This window comes from Pseudomonas sp. GL-B-12 (assembly GCF_019955895.1).
Lineage (GTDB): Bacteria > Pseudomonadota > Gammaproteobacteria > Pseudomonadales > Pseudomonadaceae > Aquipseudomonas.
On record NZ_JAHBCX010000088.1, the window covers coordinates 103,778 to 117,786 of the forward strand.

Below are 14,009 nucleotides of genomic sequence, written 5' to 3' on the forward strand. Positions count from 1 at the left end.
TAACGCCCCCAGCCTTGGCGTACTTCGAACGTCCTCGGCCACCCTTTTGCAGGAACAGTCATCGATGGAACATCGTGAAGCGCTATTAGCGCTGCGAACCTTTCTTTCAACGCAGATTCTCGGCCAGGAAAAGCTCATCGAGCGCTTGCTTATCGCCCTGCTCGCCGACGGCCATATGCTGGTCGAAGGCGCCCCTGGCCTGGCCAAGACCAAGGCCATCAAAGAACTTGCCGAAGGCATCGAAGCTCAGTTCCACCGCATCCAGTTCACCCCTGACCTGTTGCCGGCCGACATTACCGGTACGGAAATCTACCGCCCGGAAACCGGCAGTTTCGTGTTCCAGCAAGGCCCGATCTTCCACAACCTGGTACTGGCGGACGAAATCAACCGCGCACCGGCCAAGGTTCAGTCGGCCTTGCTCGAAGCCATGGGCGAGCGACAAGTCAGCGTCGGGCGCAGCACCTATGAGCTGTCGCCGCTGTTCCTGGTGATGGCCACGCAAAACCCCATCGAGCAGGAAGGTACCTATCCGCTGCCAGAAGCCCAACTTGACCGGTTCCTGATGCACGTGAAAATCGGCTTTCCCGATGCCACTGTTGAGCGCCGGATTCTGCAGCAAGCCCGTGGAGAAGCCCTGAACGGCGAAGCGAAGCCTGAACGTCGGGTTACTCAACAGACGATTTTTGTCGCACGCAAGGAAATCCTCGGTTTGTACATGGCCGACGCTGTGGAGGAGTACCTGGTGCAGCTGGTCATGGCCACCCGCACCCCGGCCAAGTTCGATCCGGAGATGGCCGAGTGGATCGCTTACGGCGCCAGCCCGCGCGGTTCGATTGCCTTGGACCGCTGCGCCCGCGCCCACGCCTGGCTGGCCGGGCGTGATTTTGTAAGCCCGGAAGACATCCAGGCCGTGCTGTTCGACGTGCTGCGCCATCGCATCATTCTGTCCTTTGAAGCCGAAGCCGCTGGCATCGATCAGGACCGGGTGGTCCAGCGGATTCTCGACGTCGTAGCCGTCGCTTGACCCCGATGAACGCCAGCCTGCCGCCCGAGCCGGGCATCCGTGTCAGCCTCGCCGACCTGATCGAGATGCGCCATCGCGTGCGCGAAGTGCAGCTGTTTTCCACGCCGAGCCAACGCAGCCCGCTGATCGGCCTGCACCATTCAAAATTGCGCGGGCGTGGTGTCGACTTCGATCAGGTGCGGGTCTATCAGGCCGGCGACGATGTGCGCACCATTGACTGGCGCGTGACTGCGCGCACCCAGGAACCCCACACCAAGCTGTTCCACGAAGAACGTGAGCGGCCGATTTTCATCATGGTCGAACAAAGCCGCCGGTTGTTTTTCGGCTCGGGCCTGATGTTCAAGTCGGTGCTCGCCGCCCAGGCCGCGAGCCTGATCGGTTGGGCAGCCCTGGGGCACAACGACCGGGTCGGCGGCCTGGTGTATGGCGACAATGTGCACTACGAAATCAAGCCTCGGCGCAGCAAACAAAGCCTGCTGCAGTTGCTCAACCGGCTGGTGCGGGTCAACCAGTCGCTGACCACCGAAGGCGAGCCGGACCGCGACGCCTTTGGCATTGCCTTGCGCCGAGCGCGGGAGGTGTCACGCCCGGGCAGCCTTGTCATTGTGATTTGCGATGAACGCGCGCTATCGGAAAGCGCCGAGCAACAGCTGAGCCTGTTATCGCGTCATTGCGACCTGCTGCTGCTGCCGGTGTCCGATCCGCTGGATCATGCCCTGCCCGCTGCTGGCCTTTTACGTTTCGCCGAACGCGGTGCGAAACTGGAACTCGACACGCTGAATTTCGACCTGCGCCAGGCTTACCGGGCACAGGCCGAAGCACGCATCGCGCGCTGGGAGCTGCTCGCACAGAAACTGCGGGTGTTGATGATGCCCCTGAGTACCCAGAGCGAGATGGTCGAGCAATTGCGCGAATACCTGAACCCACAGAAACCGGGGAAAGGTCGATGAGCAGCCTTGATCAACTGCAACCATTGATATCCCCGCCACCGGTGGAATTCTGGCCTCCGGCACCGGGTTGGTGGTTGCTGCTTCTATTGGTGCCACTGATCGGTTTGGGCCTGTGGAAGTTGTGGCGCTTCATTCCACGCAAACGCCCCGTGGTACGCGCCGAACAACCGCTTGACCCGGTGCGCCTGGCCGCCCTGGCAGAGCTGGCCTTGATGCCCAAACCCTACGACGGTGCGCCAGCCGGTGCCTGGCTGCAGCAACTCAATGGCTTGCTCAAGCGCCTGTGCCGCAACCACTATCCCTACAGTCAGAGCCACACCCTCAACGGGCGCAAGTGGCTGGCGTTCCTCGACAATCGCTGCCCGGCAGCCGGGCTGACCCGCTGGATGGTGCTGGTCGAAGGCGCCTACAAACCCGAATGCAAACTCGACGACAAGGCCATCGCCGGCCTGACCCAGGCCGTCGAAACATGGATTCGCAAGCATGTTTGAGTTCGCCTGGCCGTGGATTTTTGCCCTGTTGCCGCTGCCGTGGCTGATGCGCATCGTATTGCCGGTGGCCGACAGTGGCGAACCGGCGCTCAAGGTCAGCTTCCTCAGCGACCTGGAAGGCCTCGCCGGGCGTCGCGCCCGGGCCAACCTGCCGGCATGGCGTCAGCAGGCACCGTTCATACTGCTGTGGATGTTGCTGCTGGTCGCGGCGGCGCGCCCGCAGTGGCTCGGCGAACCCTTGCCGATTGCCGCCAGTGGCCGCGATCTGCTGGTGGCAGTGGACGTTTCCGGTTCCATGGACTTCCCTGACATGCAGTGGCAGGACGAAGATGTGAGCCGACTGGCGTTGGTCCAGCATCTGCTCGGAGACTTTCTCGAAAGCCGCGAAGGTGACCGGGTCGGCCTGATCCTGTTCGGTAGCCAGGCCTACCTGCAGGCACCGCTGACCTTCGACCGCCACACCGTGCGCGTCTGGCTCGATGAGGCACGCATCGGCATTGCCGGCAAAAACACCGCCATCGGCGATGCTATCGGCCTGGCCCTCAAGCGCCTGCGCTCGCGTCCGGCAACAAGCCGCGTGCTGATACTGGTCACCGACGGCGCCAACAATGGCGGCGAAATCGACCCGCTCACCGCGGCGCGGCTGGCGGCCAAGGAAGGCGTGAAAATCTACCCGATCGGCATCGGTGCCGATCCGGAGCAAAGCGGCACGGTCGGCTTTCTCGGCGTCAATCCGAGCCTGGACCTTGACGAGCCTTCCCTCAAGGCAATCGCCGAGGCCACGGGTGGCCAGTACTTCCGTGCGCGCGACGGCAAGGAACTGCAGACGATCAAGGACACCCTTGACCAACTGGAGCCCGTGGCCCAGCAACCGACCCAGGCCCGCCCGACCCAAGCCTTGTATCACTGGCCGCTGGCCCTGGCTCTGTGGTTGAGCATGCTGCTGCTGGCCCCCGTACTCTGGCCGGACAACCCGTTGCAACGCCTGTTTACCAAGGATCTGTATTTGCAAACGCAATTGCTGCCCGACTGGCGCCAGCGTCTCAAACGCCTGCGCCTGCGGAGGCGCCGATGAGTGCGCTGTGGCCCTACTGGTTCCGCCCCTGGTGGCTACTGTTGCTGCCGGTGCTTGGCTGGTTGCTCTGGCAACTCTGGCACCGCAAGAAGCGCGCCGGACGCTGGCAGATGATTCTACCTCCAGCCTTTCACACGGCACTGCTCAGCGGTGGCAGTGGACGTGACAGTAAATTGCCCTGGATCGCCCTCGGCCTCGCCTGGCTGTTGACCGTGCTCGCCCTGCTGGGTCCGGGCTGGCAGCGTGTCGAGCAGACCAGTCAAAAGCCTGCCGACCCGCTGGTGGTGATTCTCGAGCTGACCCCGGAAATGCTCGCCACCGACGTCACGCCCAACCGACTCGAACAGGCACGACGCAAGCTGCTTGACCTGCTGCAGATCCGCAGCGACGCGCAAACCGCCATCGTCGTCTACGCCGGTAGTGCCCACACGCTGGTACCGCTGTCAGATGATCTTTCCACCAGCCGCAACCTGTTGGATGCACTGAAACCGTCATTGATGCCAGAGGCCGGTCATCGCGCCGATCTGGCGGTGCTCAAGGCCCTGGCGCTGCTCGAACAGGCGGCTTTGGGCGACGGCCGGATCCTGCTGATTGGTTCGTCCCTGACCGAACCAGAGCGGCTGGGCATCCGTCGCGCGCTGAACGGCAAATCGACTCAATTCCTGATGCTCGGCATCGGCACCGCCGAAGGCTCGCCCATCACTCAGGAGGACGGCAGCTTCCTCAAGGATGAACAAGGCGCCATTCTCGTGCCGCGCCTCGACGAGCCTGGCTTGAAAAGTTTTGCCAACGACCTGGATGGTCGCTATCGCCAGGCGCGCCTGGACGATAGCGACCTGCACGCCCTTGGCCTGCTCGACGGTCCACGCAACTTGCGCAATGACGGTCAGACCTTGCGCCTGGACACCTGGGCCGATCAGGGTTACTGGTTGCTGCTGCCACTGTTGCTGCTCGCGGCCTGCGCGGGACGTCGCGGTTGGCTGCTGTGCCTGCCGCTGCTATTGGCGCTGCCTCAACCGAGCTACGCCTTCGACCTCGCGGACCTGTGGCTGCGTCCTGATCAACAAGGCGTGCACTTACTCAGACAGAAGCGTCCGGCGGAGGCCTCCCGGCGCTTCGAAGACCATCAGTGGCAAGGCGTGGCGCTCTATGAGGCCGGCGACTACGCAGGCGCCGCCGAGCGGTTTGCCGAAGGCGACAATGCCCACGCCCACTACAATCGAGGCAATGCCCTGGCCAAAAGCGGTGAGCTGGAGGCAGCCCTGGACGCTTACGAACAGGCACTGGAACGTCAACCGGATTTGCGTCCGGCACTGACCAACAAGGCGCTGGTCGAACGTCTGCTCAAGGAGAAAAACACGCCACCCGCTCCTGAGCCAGACGCAGCCAGCAACGCCCGGCCCGAAGCCGAATCCCAGGAGCCACCGCCCGGCGCCGCCGCCCAACCCTCGAGCAGCGGCGAACCGAAAACCGAGGGGCAACCGCCCCGCCCGGGAGAAGAACAATCGCCCACCACACCGCCAAAACCGGGGACCAACGAAGTACCGGGCAGCGAACTGGATGACGAACAACACACCACACCGCCCTTGCGCCCGGCCACCGACAGCATCGAAGGTGAACAGCGCCAGGCACTGGAGCAGTGGCTGCGACAGATCCCGGATGACCCCGGTGAACTGCTCAGGCGCAAATTTTGGTACGAACAGCAACAACATCAGGATCAGGAAGAAACTCGATGACCCGCTTCACCGTTTTATTGCTCGCGCTGCTGCATGGCCTGTTGTTCTGCACGGTTCAGGCACAGGCAGCAGAACTGGTCGCCAGTGTTGATCGCAGTCGCCTGAGCTCGGGCGAGACGGTCGAACTGACCCTGGAATCCAGCGATGTCACTCAGTTCGGCAAACCTGACCTGACAGCGCTGGAGCCGTTGTTCGAAGTGCGCGGCACACGCCAGGTCAACCAGTTGAACACCCTGAGCGGTGAAAACCAGGCCACTACCCGCTGGATCGTCACCCTCCTGCCCCGGCAAAACGGCAGCGTGGTGATTCCGTCACTGCAACTGGGTGAACTGCAGAGCCAGCCGATCACCCTGCAAGTGGTCGAGAGCGAAACACCGGACAACCCGGACAAGCGGGCCCCGGTGTTCATTGATGCCAGCCTCGATCAAACCAGCGTCTACGTTCAGGCTCAGGCAGTCCTGACCCTGCGCATCTACCATTCGGTGTCGCTGTACGACGACAGCAGCCTGCCGCCCTTGCAGATACCTGACGCACGCATCGAACAATTGGGCGAATCACGCACCTACGAAAAAGACATCGACGGCCAGCGCCATGGCGTGATCGAAATGCGCTACGCGATCTACCCGCAACACAGTGGCGAACTGATCATTCCGGCGCAGGTCTTCAACGCCGCGCTGGTCGACGCACAACCGGTACAGGACACCGCCCAGGGGCCGAAAGCCGGCAAGTTGATGCGCGTCACCTCGACCGAACTGCTGTTGACGGTCAAGGCCAAACCCATCACCTATCCGGCCGACGCGCCCTGGCTCCCTGCACGCAGCCTGACCCTGAGCGAAAGCTGGAACCCGGAACCGGATCACGCCCAGGTCGGCGATTCACTGACCCGCAGCCTGACGGTGAAAGCCGAAGGCTTGTCCAGCACCCAACTGCCACCGCTGCCCGGCACCGAAGTCGGCGGTCTGCGTCGCTACCCGGATCAACCGGTGCTCGGCAACCAGAACAGCGAACGCGGCCTGGTCGGCAGCCGTGAAGACCGAGAAGCCCTGGTGCCTACACGGACCGGCGCCATCGAGTTACCCACCGTCGACGTAGTCTGGTGGAACACCCTCGAAGACCATCTGGAACACAGCAGCCTGCCTGCCCGCACGCTGCACGTGGCGGCCAACCCGAGCCTGATGGTCGACACCCCGTCCGGCGCCTCACCGATCGATGCCAGCGCCGACAGCGAAGCACTTTGGCGCTGGAAGCTCAGTACTTTGATCCTGGCCTGCACCACCCTGCTCGGCTTCGGCCTCTGGTGGCGTGGCCGCTGGCAACCGGCGGTGGCGCGTGTCGCTCAAACCGGCCCTAGCCCGCGCACCGTGCTCGACGACCTAAAGCGCGCCTGCCAGGCCAACGACTCCCACGCCACTCGCCAGGCCCTCGACGCCTGGGCCCGCCAACAGCCGGAAACCCTGGCCGACATGGCCGCCCGCTTTGTGCCTCTATCCGACGCCCTCGACGGCCTGAACGGCGCGCTGTACAGCGAAACCGGCCAGTACTGGCAGGGTGACGAGTTGTGGCGGGCGATCAAGGCGATCCCGATTGCCGAACGGGCGCAGGACCCGGTCGGTGACAGTGGGTTGCCGCCGCTTTACCCCAAATAAACACCGACCCTTGTGGCGAGGGCGATTGCCTGTGGCGAGGGAGCTTGCTCCCGCTCGGTCGCGAAGCGGCCGTAAATCCGGGCAACTCGGTGTACCAGAAAAAACTTGGGGCCGCTTCGCGGCCCAACGGGAGCAAGCTCCCTCGCCACAAAGCATTCCATTGCGCGACCGGGCATTTAAACCAGTAAACTCTCTCCCCTTTCGCCGCCTTCATTTTTCCCGCGGCCATTACCTATTTTGTAGCGGAGTCCGCCTTGCGCTTGTTTCACACCTCCGACTGGCACCTCGGGCAGAACCTGCACGGCCAGGATCGCGATTTCGAACACGGCTGTTTTCTCGACTGGCTGCTGCGCCAGCTGAAACTGGATCAACCGGATGTGCTGTTGATTGCCGGCGATATCTTCGACACGGTCAATCCGCCGGTCAAAGCCCAGGAACGCCTCTACGACTTCATCGTTAGCGCCCACGAACAGCAGCCGTTGCTGACCATCGTGATGATCGCCGGCAACCACGATTCCGGCTCGCGGATCGAACTGCCCGCGCCGTTGATGCGTCGCTTGCGCACTCATGCCCTCGGTCGTGTGTTGTGGCTCGACGACGGTCAACTGGACGCCGAACGCCTGTTGCTGCCCTTGCCCGATGCCAGTGGTGAAATCGCCGGCTGGTGCCTGGCGCTGCCATTCTTGCGCCCGGCGGAAGTCACCGGCGCGCACTTGGGCGACAACTACCTGCGCGGGATCGGTCAGGTGCACGAGTCGCTGATCGAAGCGGCCAACGCCAAGCGCCAGCCGGGTCAGGCACTGATCGCCATCAGCCACGCGCACATGGCCGGCGGCTCGGTGTCGGAAGACTCCGAGCGCAGCCTGATCATCGGCAACGCCGAAGCCCTGCCCGCCAGCCTGTTCGGGCCGAGCATCAGCTACGTCGCCCTCGGCCACTTGCACAAGCCGCAGAAGGTCAACGGCGAGGAGCGCATCCGCTACAGCGGCTCGCCGATTCCGCTGTCATTCTCCGAGATCAGCTATCAGCACCAGATTCTCGACATCAAGCTCGACGGCGAAACCCTGCTTAGCGTCGAGCCGAAACTGATCCCCCGCGCGGTCAACCTGCAACGCATCGGCCCGGCGCCATTGAGCGAGATCCTGCTGCAACTGGCGGACCTGCCGAACATCGACCTGTTGGCCGACATCCAGCGCCAGCCATGGCTGGAGGTGCGGGTGCGCCTCGACGAGCCGCAGCCCGACCTGCGCAATCAAATGGAAAACGCCCTGCAAGGCAAGGCCGTGCGCCTGGTGCGCATCGCCGCCGAGTACGCCGGCAACGGCGGCCGTGACGGCGTCGAGGACGGCAACACGCTGATCGAACTGGACCAGCTCACGCCTCAGGAACTGTTCAGCCGCGCCTGGCAGGACAACTACGGCAGCGAGGTCGACGAGCAGACCCTCAAGGACTTTGCCGAGCTGTTGCAGGACGTGCAAATGGAGAGCGAACAACCATGAAAATTCTCGCGATCCGCCTGAAAAACCTCGCCTCCCTGGCCGGGCCGTTTGAAATCGACTTCACCGCTGAACCCCTGGCCAGTGCCGGACTGTTCGCCATCACCGGCCCCACCGGCGCCGGCAAAAGCACCTTGCTCGATGCCCTGTGCCTGGCGCTGTTTGGCGCCGTACCGCGCCTGAACAACACCGGCCGCGATGCCAAGGTGCCGGACGCCGACGGCGAAATCGCTACTGGCGACCCGCGCACCCTGCTGCGTCGCGGCACGGGTGAAGGCTATGCGGAAGTGGATTTCGTTGGTGTCGACGGCCGTCGTTACCGTGCCCGCTGGGAAGCCAATCGCGCCCGGGACAAGGCCGCTGGCAAGCTGCAGGCCAGCCGCCAGAGCTTGCGTGATATCGATCAGGATCAATTGCTCGCCAGCCAGAAAGGCGAATACAAGACTCAGCTCGAAGCCGCGCTGGGGCTGAATTTCGAGCAGTTCACCCGCGCGGTGATGTTGGCGCAAAGCGAGTTCAGCGCATTCCTCAAGGCCGATGACAACGACCGCAGCGAACTGCTGGAAAAACTCACCGACACGGCGCTCTACACCCGCCTCGGTCGTCGGGCCTTCGACAAGACCAAGGAGGCTCGCGAGGCGCACAAGCTGCTGCAGGATCAGGCCAGCGGTGTGACGCCGCTGTCACCCGAAGCCCGCGCAGAACTGGATGAGCGCTTCAACCAGGCGCAGCAACAACTCAAGACCCGACAGGCGCAGCTCAAACAGCTTGAACTGCAGGACACCTGGCTCAAGGACCTGCGTCGATTGCAGGACGAACATCTGGCCGCCAGCGAACAACTGCAATCGGCGCAGACCCACTGGGAAGCCCTGGCCAGCGAGCGTTTGAGGTTCACCCGCCTCGAACAGCTGGCCCCACAACGGCACCAGTTCGCCCGTAAGGCCGAGGTCGATGCGCTGCTGACACCCTTGGCGGCGCAAATTGCCTTGCATGCGCAGCAGCACGGCGAACTCGGCGAGCGCCAGACACAGCTTGAGCAACTGCTGAGCAGCGCCCGGATCGCCTTGAGCGAAACCCAACAACGACAAGCCGACAGCACGCCGTTGCTGCGTCAGGCCTTCGAAGCGCAAAGCACCCTCGCCCGCCTGGCCAAGGACACCGCCCTCAGCGCCGAAGCCAGGCAACAGGCGCAACAAGCCTGTACTCAGGGCCAGGGCACGATTCAGACCTTGCTCGATCAGCAAACACGTGGCGCCGGGGACTTGCAGCGCATCGCCACCGGGCTGGAGCAAAGCACGCATCTGGCTCCGTTGAGCGATGCCTGGAATGCCTACCGTGATCGCCTGCAACAGTTGATGTTGATCGGCAACCGGTTGAATCAGGGCCAGGCCGAACTGGTCAGCCTCAAACAAAACGCCGCGAGCACCGACCAGGCACTCACCGCGCACAAGCAGCAACTGGAGGTGTTGTTCAAGGAGGCTGGTGCCGAACCGGATGCTGTCGCCGAGCAGATCGGCATCCTGGGCAGCCTGTTGCAGGACAACCGTAAGCAACTGCGCGCCGTCGAAGACCTTGCGCGCCTGTGGGCCAGCCAGCAGGACCTGGACAAGCGCGGCGCCGAGCTGCAACAGCGCCAGCTCACCGCGCAGCAGGAACGCGAACGCCTGACCCAGGACGGGGTCAAGGCCAAGGCTGATCTGAGCGTTGCCGAACAGACCCTCAACGTCACGCGCGAACTGCTGGAGCGTCAACGTCTGGCGCGCAGTGCCAGTGTCGAAGAGCTGCGCGCGCAGTTGCAGGACGACCAGCCTTGCCCGGTCTGCGGCAGTAACGAACATCCCTATCATCAGCCCGAAGCCCTGCTGCAGAGCCTCGGCCGTTTTGATGAAAGCGAACAGGCCAACGCGCAAAAGGCCGTCGACCTGCTCAAGGAAAAACTTACTGACTTGCGAGCTGAGGTCGGCGGGCTGATCGCCCAGCAAAAGGAACTGCTGCAACAACAGGAGCAACTGGCGACCCAGCAGCAGGCCCTCGCCCCAAGTCTGGAAGCGCATCCGCTGGCGACCCAACTGCTGAGCCAGGATGTCGCCAAACGCGATGCCTGGCTCGTCCAGCAAAACAGTCAGCTCAACCAGAGCATCAGCCAGGACGAGCAACGGCAGAGCGCGCTGCTCACCCTGCAACAGGATGCCGCACGCCTGACCCAGCAAACGCGCCATGCCGAAACCGCGCACCAGCAAGCGGCCCAGCACCTGAGCAATCAACAGCGCGAGCTGGGCAACGACCGCCAGCGCCTGGACGAAGAACTCAGCGCATTCGCCAACCTGCTGCCGGCCGAAACCCTGCAAGCACTGCGCGTCGAACCGGCCGCGACCTTCATGCAGCTCGACCGGCAGATCGCCGAACGCCTGGCGCAACTCGAGCAACAAAAGGAAGAACTGGCCGAGCAGCAACAGCGCCAGCAAAACCTGGAGAAGGAACAGGATCGCCAGCACAGCCGCGTGCAGCAATTGCACGCCGCCGAACAGCAGTTCACTGGACTGGCCGAGCAGCAACAGGCGAGCCAGCACACGCTCGGGCAATTACTCGGCGAACACAGCAGCGCCGAGCATTGGCAGCAGCAACTGGAACAGGCCGTGGAACAGGCGCGCAGCGCCGAAGCCACTACCGGCCAGGCCCTGCAGAACGTCCTCACGCAGTCAGTGCAAATCGCCGCCGAGCTCAAGTCCCAGCAACAGCACTTGCACGTGTTGGAAAACGAGGACCGTGAACTCGCCGGCAAGATCGGCGACTGGCGCGCCCGCCATCCCGAACTGGACGACGGCGGCCTCGAAGACCTGCTGCGCGTCGACGACACCCAGGTCAGCGAACTGCGCCAGCGCTTGCAGCACAGCGAAAAAGCCATCGAACAGGCCAGCGTCCTGGTGCAGGAGCGCGACAAGCGCCTGCTCGATCATCAGGCGCAACACAACGGCGACCTTGACGCCGAGCAGTTGGCCAGTGCGCTGATCGACCTGCAAAACCTCGCTGCCACCAGCGAGCAACACTGCGCCGAACTGCGCGCAGAACAGGCCGAGGACCAGCGCCGGCAGAACGCCAATCAGGCCCTGGCGCAGCAGATTGCCGATGCCTATAGCGAGTACCAACGCTGGGCACGCCTGAATGCGTTGATCGGCTCCGCTACCGGCGACACCTTCCGCAAGATCGCCCAGGCCTACAACCTCGACCTGCTGGTGCACCATGCCAACGTGCAATTGCGCCAACTGGTGCGCCGCTATCGCCTCAAGCGCGGCGGCAGCATGCTCGGCTTGCTGGTGATGGACACCGAAATGGGCGACGAACTGCGTTCGGTGCATTCGCTGTCCGGTGGCGAGACCTTCCTGGTCTCGCTGGCGCTGGCCCTCGGCCTGGCGTCGATGGCATCGAGCACATTGAAAATCGAGTCGTTGTTCATCGACGAAGGCTTCGGCAGCCTCGATCCGGAATCCCTGCAACTGGCCATGGACGCCCTCGACGGCTTGCAGGCCCAGGGCCGCAAGGTCGCGGTGATTTCCCACGTACAGGAAATGCATGAACGGATCCCGGTGCAGATTCAGGTCCAGCGCCAGGGCAACGGCCTGAGCACCCTGGAGGTGAAATGAACACGCTGTACTCCTTCCGCCGCTGCCCGTACGCCATGCGCGCACGCATGGCCCTGCGCTACTCGGGCGTGGCCGTGGACATTGTCGAAGTCAGCCTGAAGGCCAAGCCCGCCGAGATGCTCGCGCTGTCGAGTAAAGGCACGGTGCCGGTGCTGAGCGCCGATGGCCGGGTGATCGACGAAAGCCTCGACATCATGCGCTGGGCCCTGGCACAGAACGATCCGCAGGACTGGCTGCTCAAGGACGATCCTGCCGCAGCGGCGCAAATCGCCCCCCTGATCGAACAGAACGATCAGGTGTTCAAGGTGCACTTGAATCGCTACAAGTACGCCGAGCGTTATCCCGAGCAGCCGATGGAGGTTTATCGCGGTGAGGGCGAGGTGTTTTTGCAAAGGCTGGATGAGTTGCTGGAGGGACGCGACTACTTGCTGGCCGATCATCCAAGCCTGGCCGATGCGGCGTTGATGCCCTTCGTGCGGCAGTTCGCCCATGTAGACCGCGACTGGTTTGCGCAGACGCCGTATCGGCGTTTGCAGGATTGGTTGCAGCGGTTTTTGGAGTCGGACTTGTTTACCGGTGTGATGCGCAAGTAAAAACACCGACACTGTGGCGAGGGAGCTTGCTCCCGCTGGGCTGCGAAGCGGCCCCAATGTCAGGCGGTTGGTTTTTCCAGGCAGACCGCGTTAGGCGATTTGCGACTGCTGCGCAGCCGAGCGGGAGCAAGCTCCCTCGCCACAAAAGCCCTTCATCGACAGCAGGCTTCAGACCAACACCTCACACATCCCGATCGCCGTGCAATCCACCTGGAACGGCCCAAAAACCACCCCTTCATTCCTGATCGGCGGATTGCCGGCCAACATCCCCTGGGCATTGGCGTTTTCGATGCTGCGGGCAATGTTGTGGTTGGCTTCGATGGCCCGTGCCACCGAGCCCGCCGAGCCCTGGCCGATCCCCAACAGGGAGGATCCGTTGGTCATGAACGCCAGGAAGGCGATGACCCAGAGTCTGTGCCCTTTCATGCGCCGACGACTCCTGCGAGTTCAGCCTGATCAACGTCCGCGTTTTGCGCACGGTGTTCAAACTGGATGCCGGGATAAGCAACCTGGATCGGCGCTTCAAAGGTGGATTGCGACTGCGCTGAAAGGCTGACCACCAGCACCATGGCAAGGTAAAGACCGATCGCCACATAGGCGCCGTGTTTGGCAGAAGTGAGAATTGTGCTGGCCATGATGTTCTCCGCAGGCATGTTTCAATGCCCACAGAATCGATCAAAAAAGCCTGGGTAACCACTCAGGGTTATCCATAGTGACCATCAACCTCATTGATCATTAAGCCAGACTATTTCAGTCTTCAATAAAACTTATCAAGCGCTCGCGCGCAGCCTCCGGCTCACCAGGGACAGGGTCGGCTGCCGACAGAATGGGAGTGGAATAGAGAAACAGAAGAACCAATGCCAGACGCGTCACCATGCTGCCGATCCTTGCCGTGAGGGGGAGTCAAAGAATCAGCGTCAATTTAGACGTATGGCCATGTGATATCAAGCGCGACATTGATGGCAAACTGATACTGACGCAAATGCGTTATGCAGGAGCAACATCACTCTGATCGTTTTCAACACCCGTGTTTCAACATCAGGGTCTTCGATCATCAGTGACTTCGCTCCTGCATAAAGGCAGGGTTGAACGTTCAGGCTTGGGTTTTGTGATCCAGCGCGGCGTAGAAGTTGGCGCTCTGTTGCAGGTACTTCTGGGTGTAGCTCTGGGTGTGGGCTTTTTTGTCGCTGATTTCAACGTTGGCACTGGCTGGCAGCGCAACGGTGGCAGAAATGGCGGAAGCGGCAATGACAGAGAAGATGTTGAAGTTCATGGCGGTATTCCTCGGATTCAGTTGGCTTGCTTGCCCGGTGGGGCCGTGAAGCAAACTTAACCCTCGAGGGTTCGTGCCTTGAAA

13 protein-coding genes are annotated in these 14,009 nt (G+C 62.7%); 9 read left to right on the plus strand and 4 right to left on the minus strand.

Going from position 1 to position 14,009, the window contains the following annotated elements:
• Positions 1 to 64 precede the first annotated feature (64 nt).
• From KGA85_RS30835 to KGA85_RS30875, 9 genes are all read left to right on the plus strand, one after another.
• Positions 65 to 1,024, plus strand: a complete 960-nt coding sequence (locus KGA85_RS30835) for an AAA family ATPase (RefSeq protein WP_057715002.1) — start codon at positions 65 to 67, stop codon at positions 1,022 to 1,024.
• 5 nt (positions 1,025 to 1,029) lie between these two features.
• Complete coding sequence (locus KGA85_RS30840) at positions 1,030 to 1,974, plus strand: DUF58 domain-containing protein (protein WP_046037168.1); 945 nt, start codon at positions 1,030 to 1,032, stop codon at positions 1,972 to 1,974.
• On the plus strand, positions 1,971 to 2,465 hold the full coding sequence (locus tag KGA85_RS30845) for a DUF4381 domain-containing protein (protein WP_223460999.1): 495 nt from the start codon (positions 1,971 to 1,973) through the stop codon (positions 2,463 to 2,465). The genes KGA85_RS30840 and KGA85_RS30845 overlap by 4 nt, the downstream gene beginning before the upstream one ends.
• Positions 2,458 to 3,540 (plus strand): vWA domain-containing protein, encoded by a 1,083-nt coding sequence (locus tag KGA85_RS30850; RefSeq protein WP_223460997.1) that lies wholly within the window; start codon positions 2,458 to 2,460, stop codon positions 3,538 to 3,540. Before KGA85_RS30845 ends, KGA85_RS30850 begins: the two co-directional genes overlap by 8 nt.
• Positions 3,537 to 5,276, plus strand: coding sequence for a VWA domain-containing protein (locus KGA85_RS30855; RefSeq protein ID WP_223543635.1), 1,740 nt, complete (start codon positions 3,537 to 3,539; stop codon positions 5,274 to 5,276). The genes KGA85_RS30850 and KGA85_RS30855 overlap by 4 nt, the downstream gene beginning before the upstream one ends.
• Positions 5,273 to 6,922 (plus strand): BatD family protein, encoded by a 1,650-nt coding sequence (locus KGA85_RS30860; RefSeq protein ID WP_223460993.1) that lies wholly within the window; start codon positions 5,273 to 5,275, stop codon positions 6,920 to 6,922. The genes KGA85_RS30855 and KGA85_RS30860 overlap by 4 nt, the downstream gene beginning before the upstream one ends.
• Before the next feature lie 254 nt (positions 6,923 to 7,176).
• The gene (locus KGA85_RS30865) at positions 7,177 to 8,421 is read left to right on the plus strand and encodes an exonuclease SbcCD subunit D C-terminal domain-containing protein (protein WP_223543636.1); all 1,245 of its coding nucleotides are present in this window, start codon (positions 7,177 to 7,179) and stop codon (positions 8,419 to 8,421) included.
• The gene (locus KGA85_RS30870) at positions 8,418 to 12,059 is read left to right on the plus strand and encodes an AAA family ATPase (RefSeq protein WP_223543637.1); all 3,642 of its coding nucleotides are present in this window, start codon (positions 8,418 to 8,420) and stop codon (positions 12,057 to 12,059) included. The genes KGA85_RS30865 and KGA85_RS30870 overlap by 4 nt, the downstream gene beginning before the upstream one ends.
• Positions 12,056 to 12,652, plus strand: a complete 597-nt coding sequence (locus KGA85_RS30875; RefSeq protein ID WP_223460987.1) for a glutathione S-transferase — start codon at positions 12,056 to 12,058, stop codon at positions 12,650 to 12,652. Before KGA85_RS30870 ends, KGA85_RS30875 begins: the two co-directional genes overlap by 4 nt.
• 168 nt (positions 12,653 to 12,820) lie before the next feature.
• On the opposite strand, the gene KGA85_RS30880 is transcribed toward KGA85_RS30875, so the two are convergent.
• The 4 genes from KGA85_RS30880 to KGA85_RS30890 all read right to left on the minus strand — a co-directional run bounded on the left by KGA85_RS30880 (position 12,821) and on the right by KGA85_RS30890 (position 13,925).
• Positions 12,821 to 13,078, minus strand: coding sequence for a hypothetical protein (locus KGA85_RS30880; RefSeq protein ID WP_223460985.1), 258 nt, complete (start codon positions 13,076 to 13,078; stop codon positions 12,821 to 12,823).
• Positions 13,075 to 13,287, minus strand: coding sequence for a hypothetical protein (locus KGA85_RS30885; protein ID WP_223460982.1), 213 nt, complete (start codon positions 13,285 to 13,287; stop codon positions 13,075 to 13,077). The genes KGA85_RS30880 and KGA85_RS30885 overlap by 4 nt, the downstream gene beginning before the upstream one ends.
• A 115-nt stretch (positions 13,288 to 13,402) precedes the next feature.
• Positions 13,403 to 13,528, minus strand: coding sequence for a hypothetical protein (locus KGA85_RS31230; protein WP_259674415.1), 126 nt, complete (start codon positions 13,526 to 13,528; stop codon positions 13,403 to 13,405).
• Between the two features lie 217 nt (positions 13,529 to 13,745).
• The gene (locus KGA85_RS30890) at positions 13,746 to 13,925 is read right to left on the minus strand and encodes a hypothetical protein (RefSeq protein WP_007979950.1); all 180 of its coding nucleotides are present in this window, start codon (positions 13,923 to 13,925) and stop codon (positions 13,746 to 13,748) included.
• Between the last annotated feature and the right edge of the window lie 84 nt (positions 13,926 to 14,009).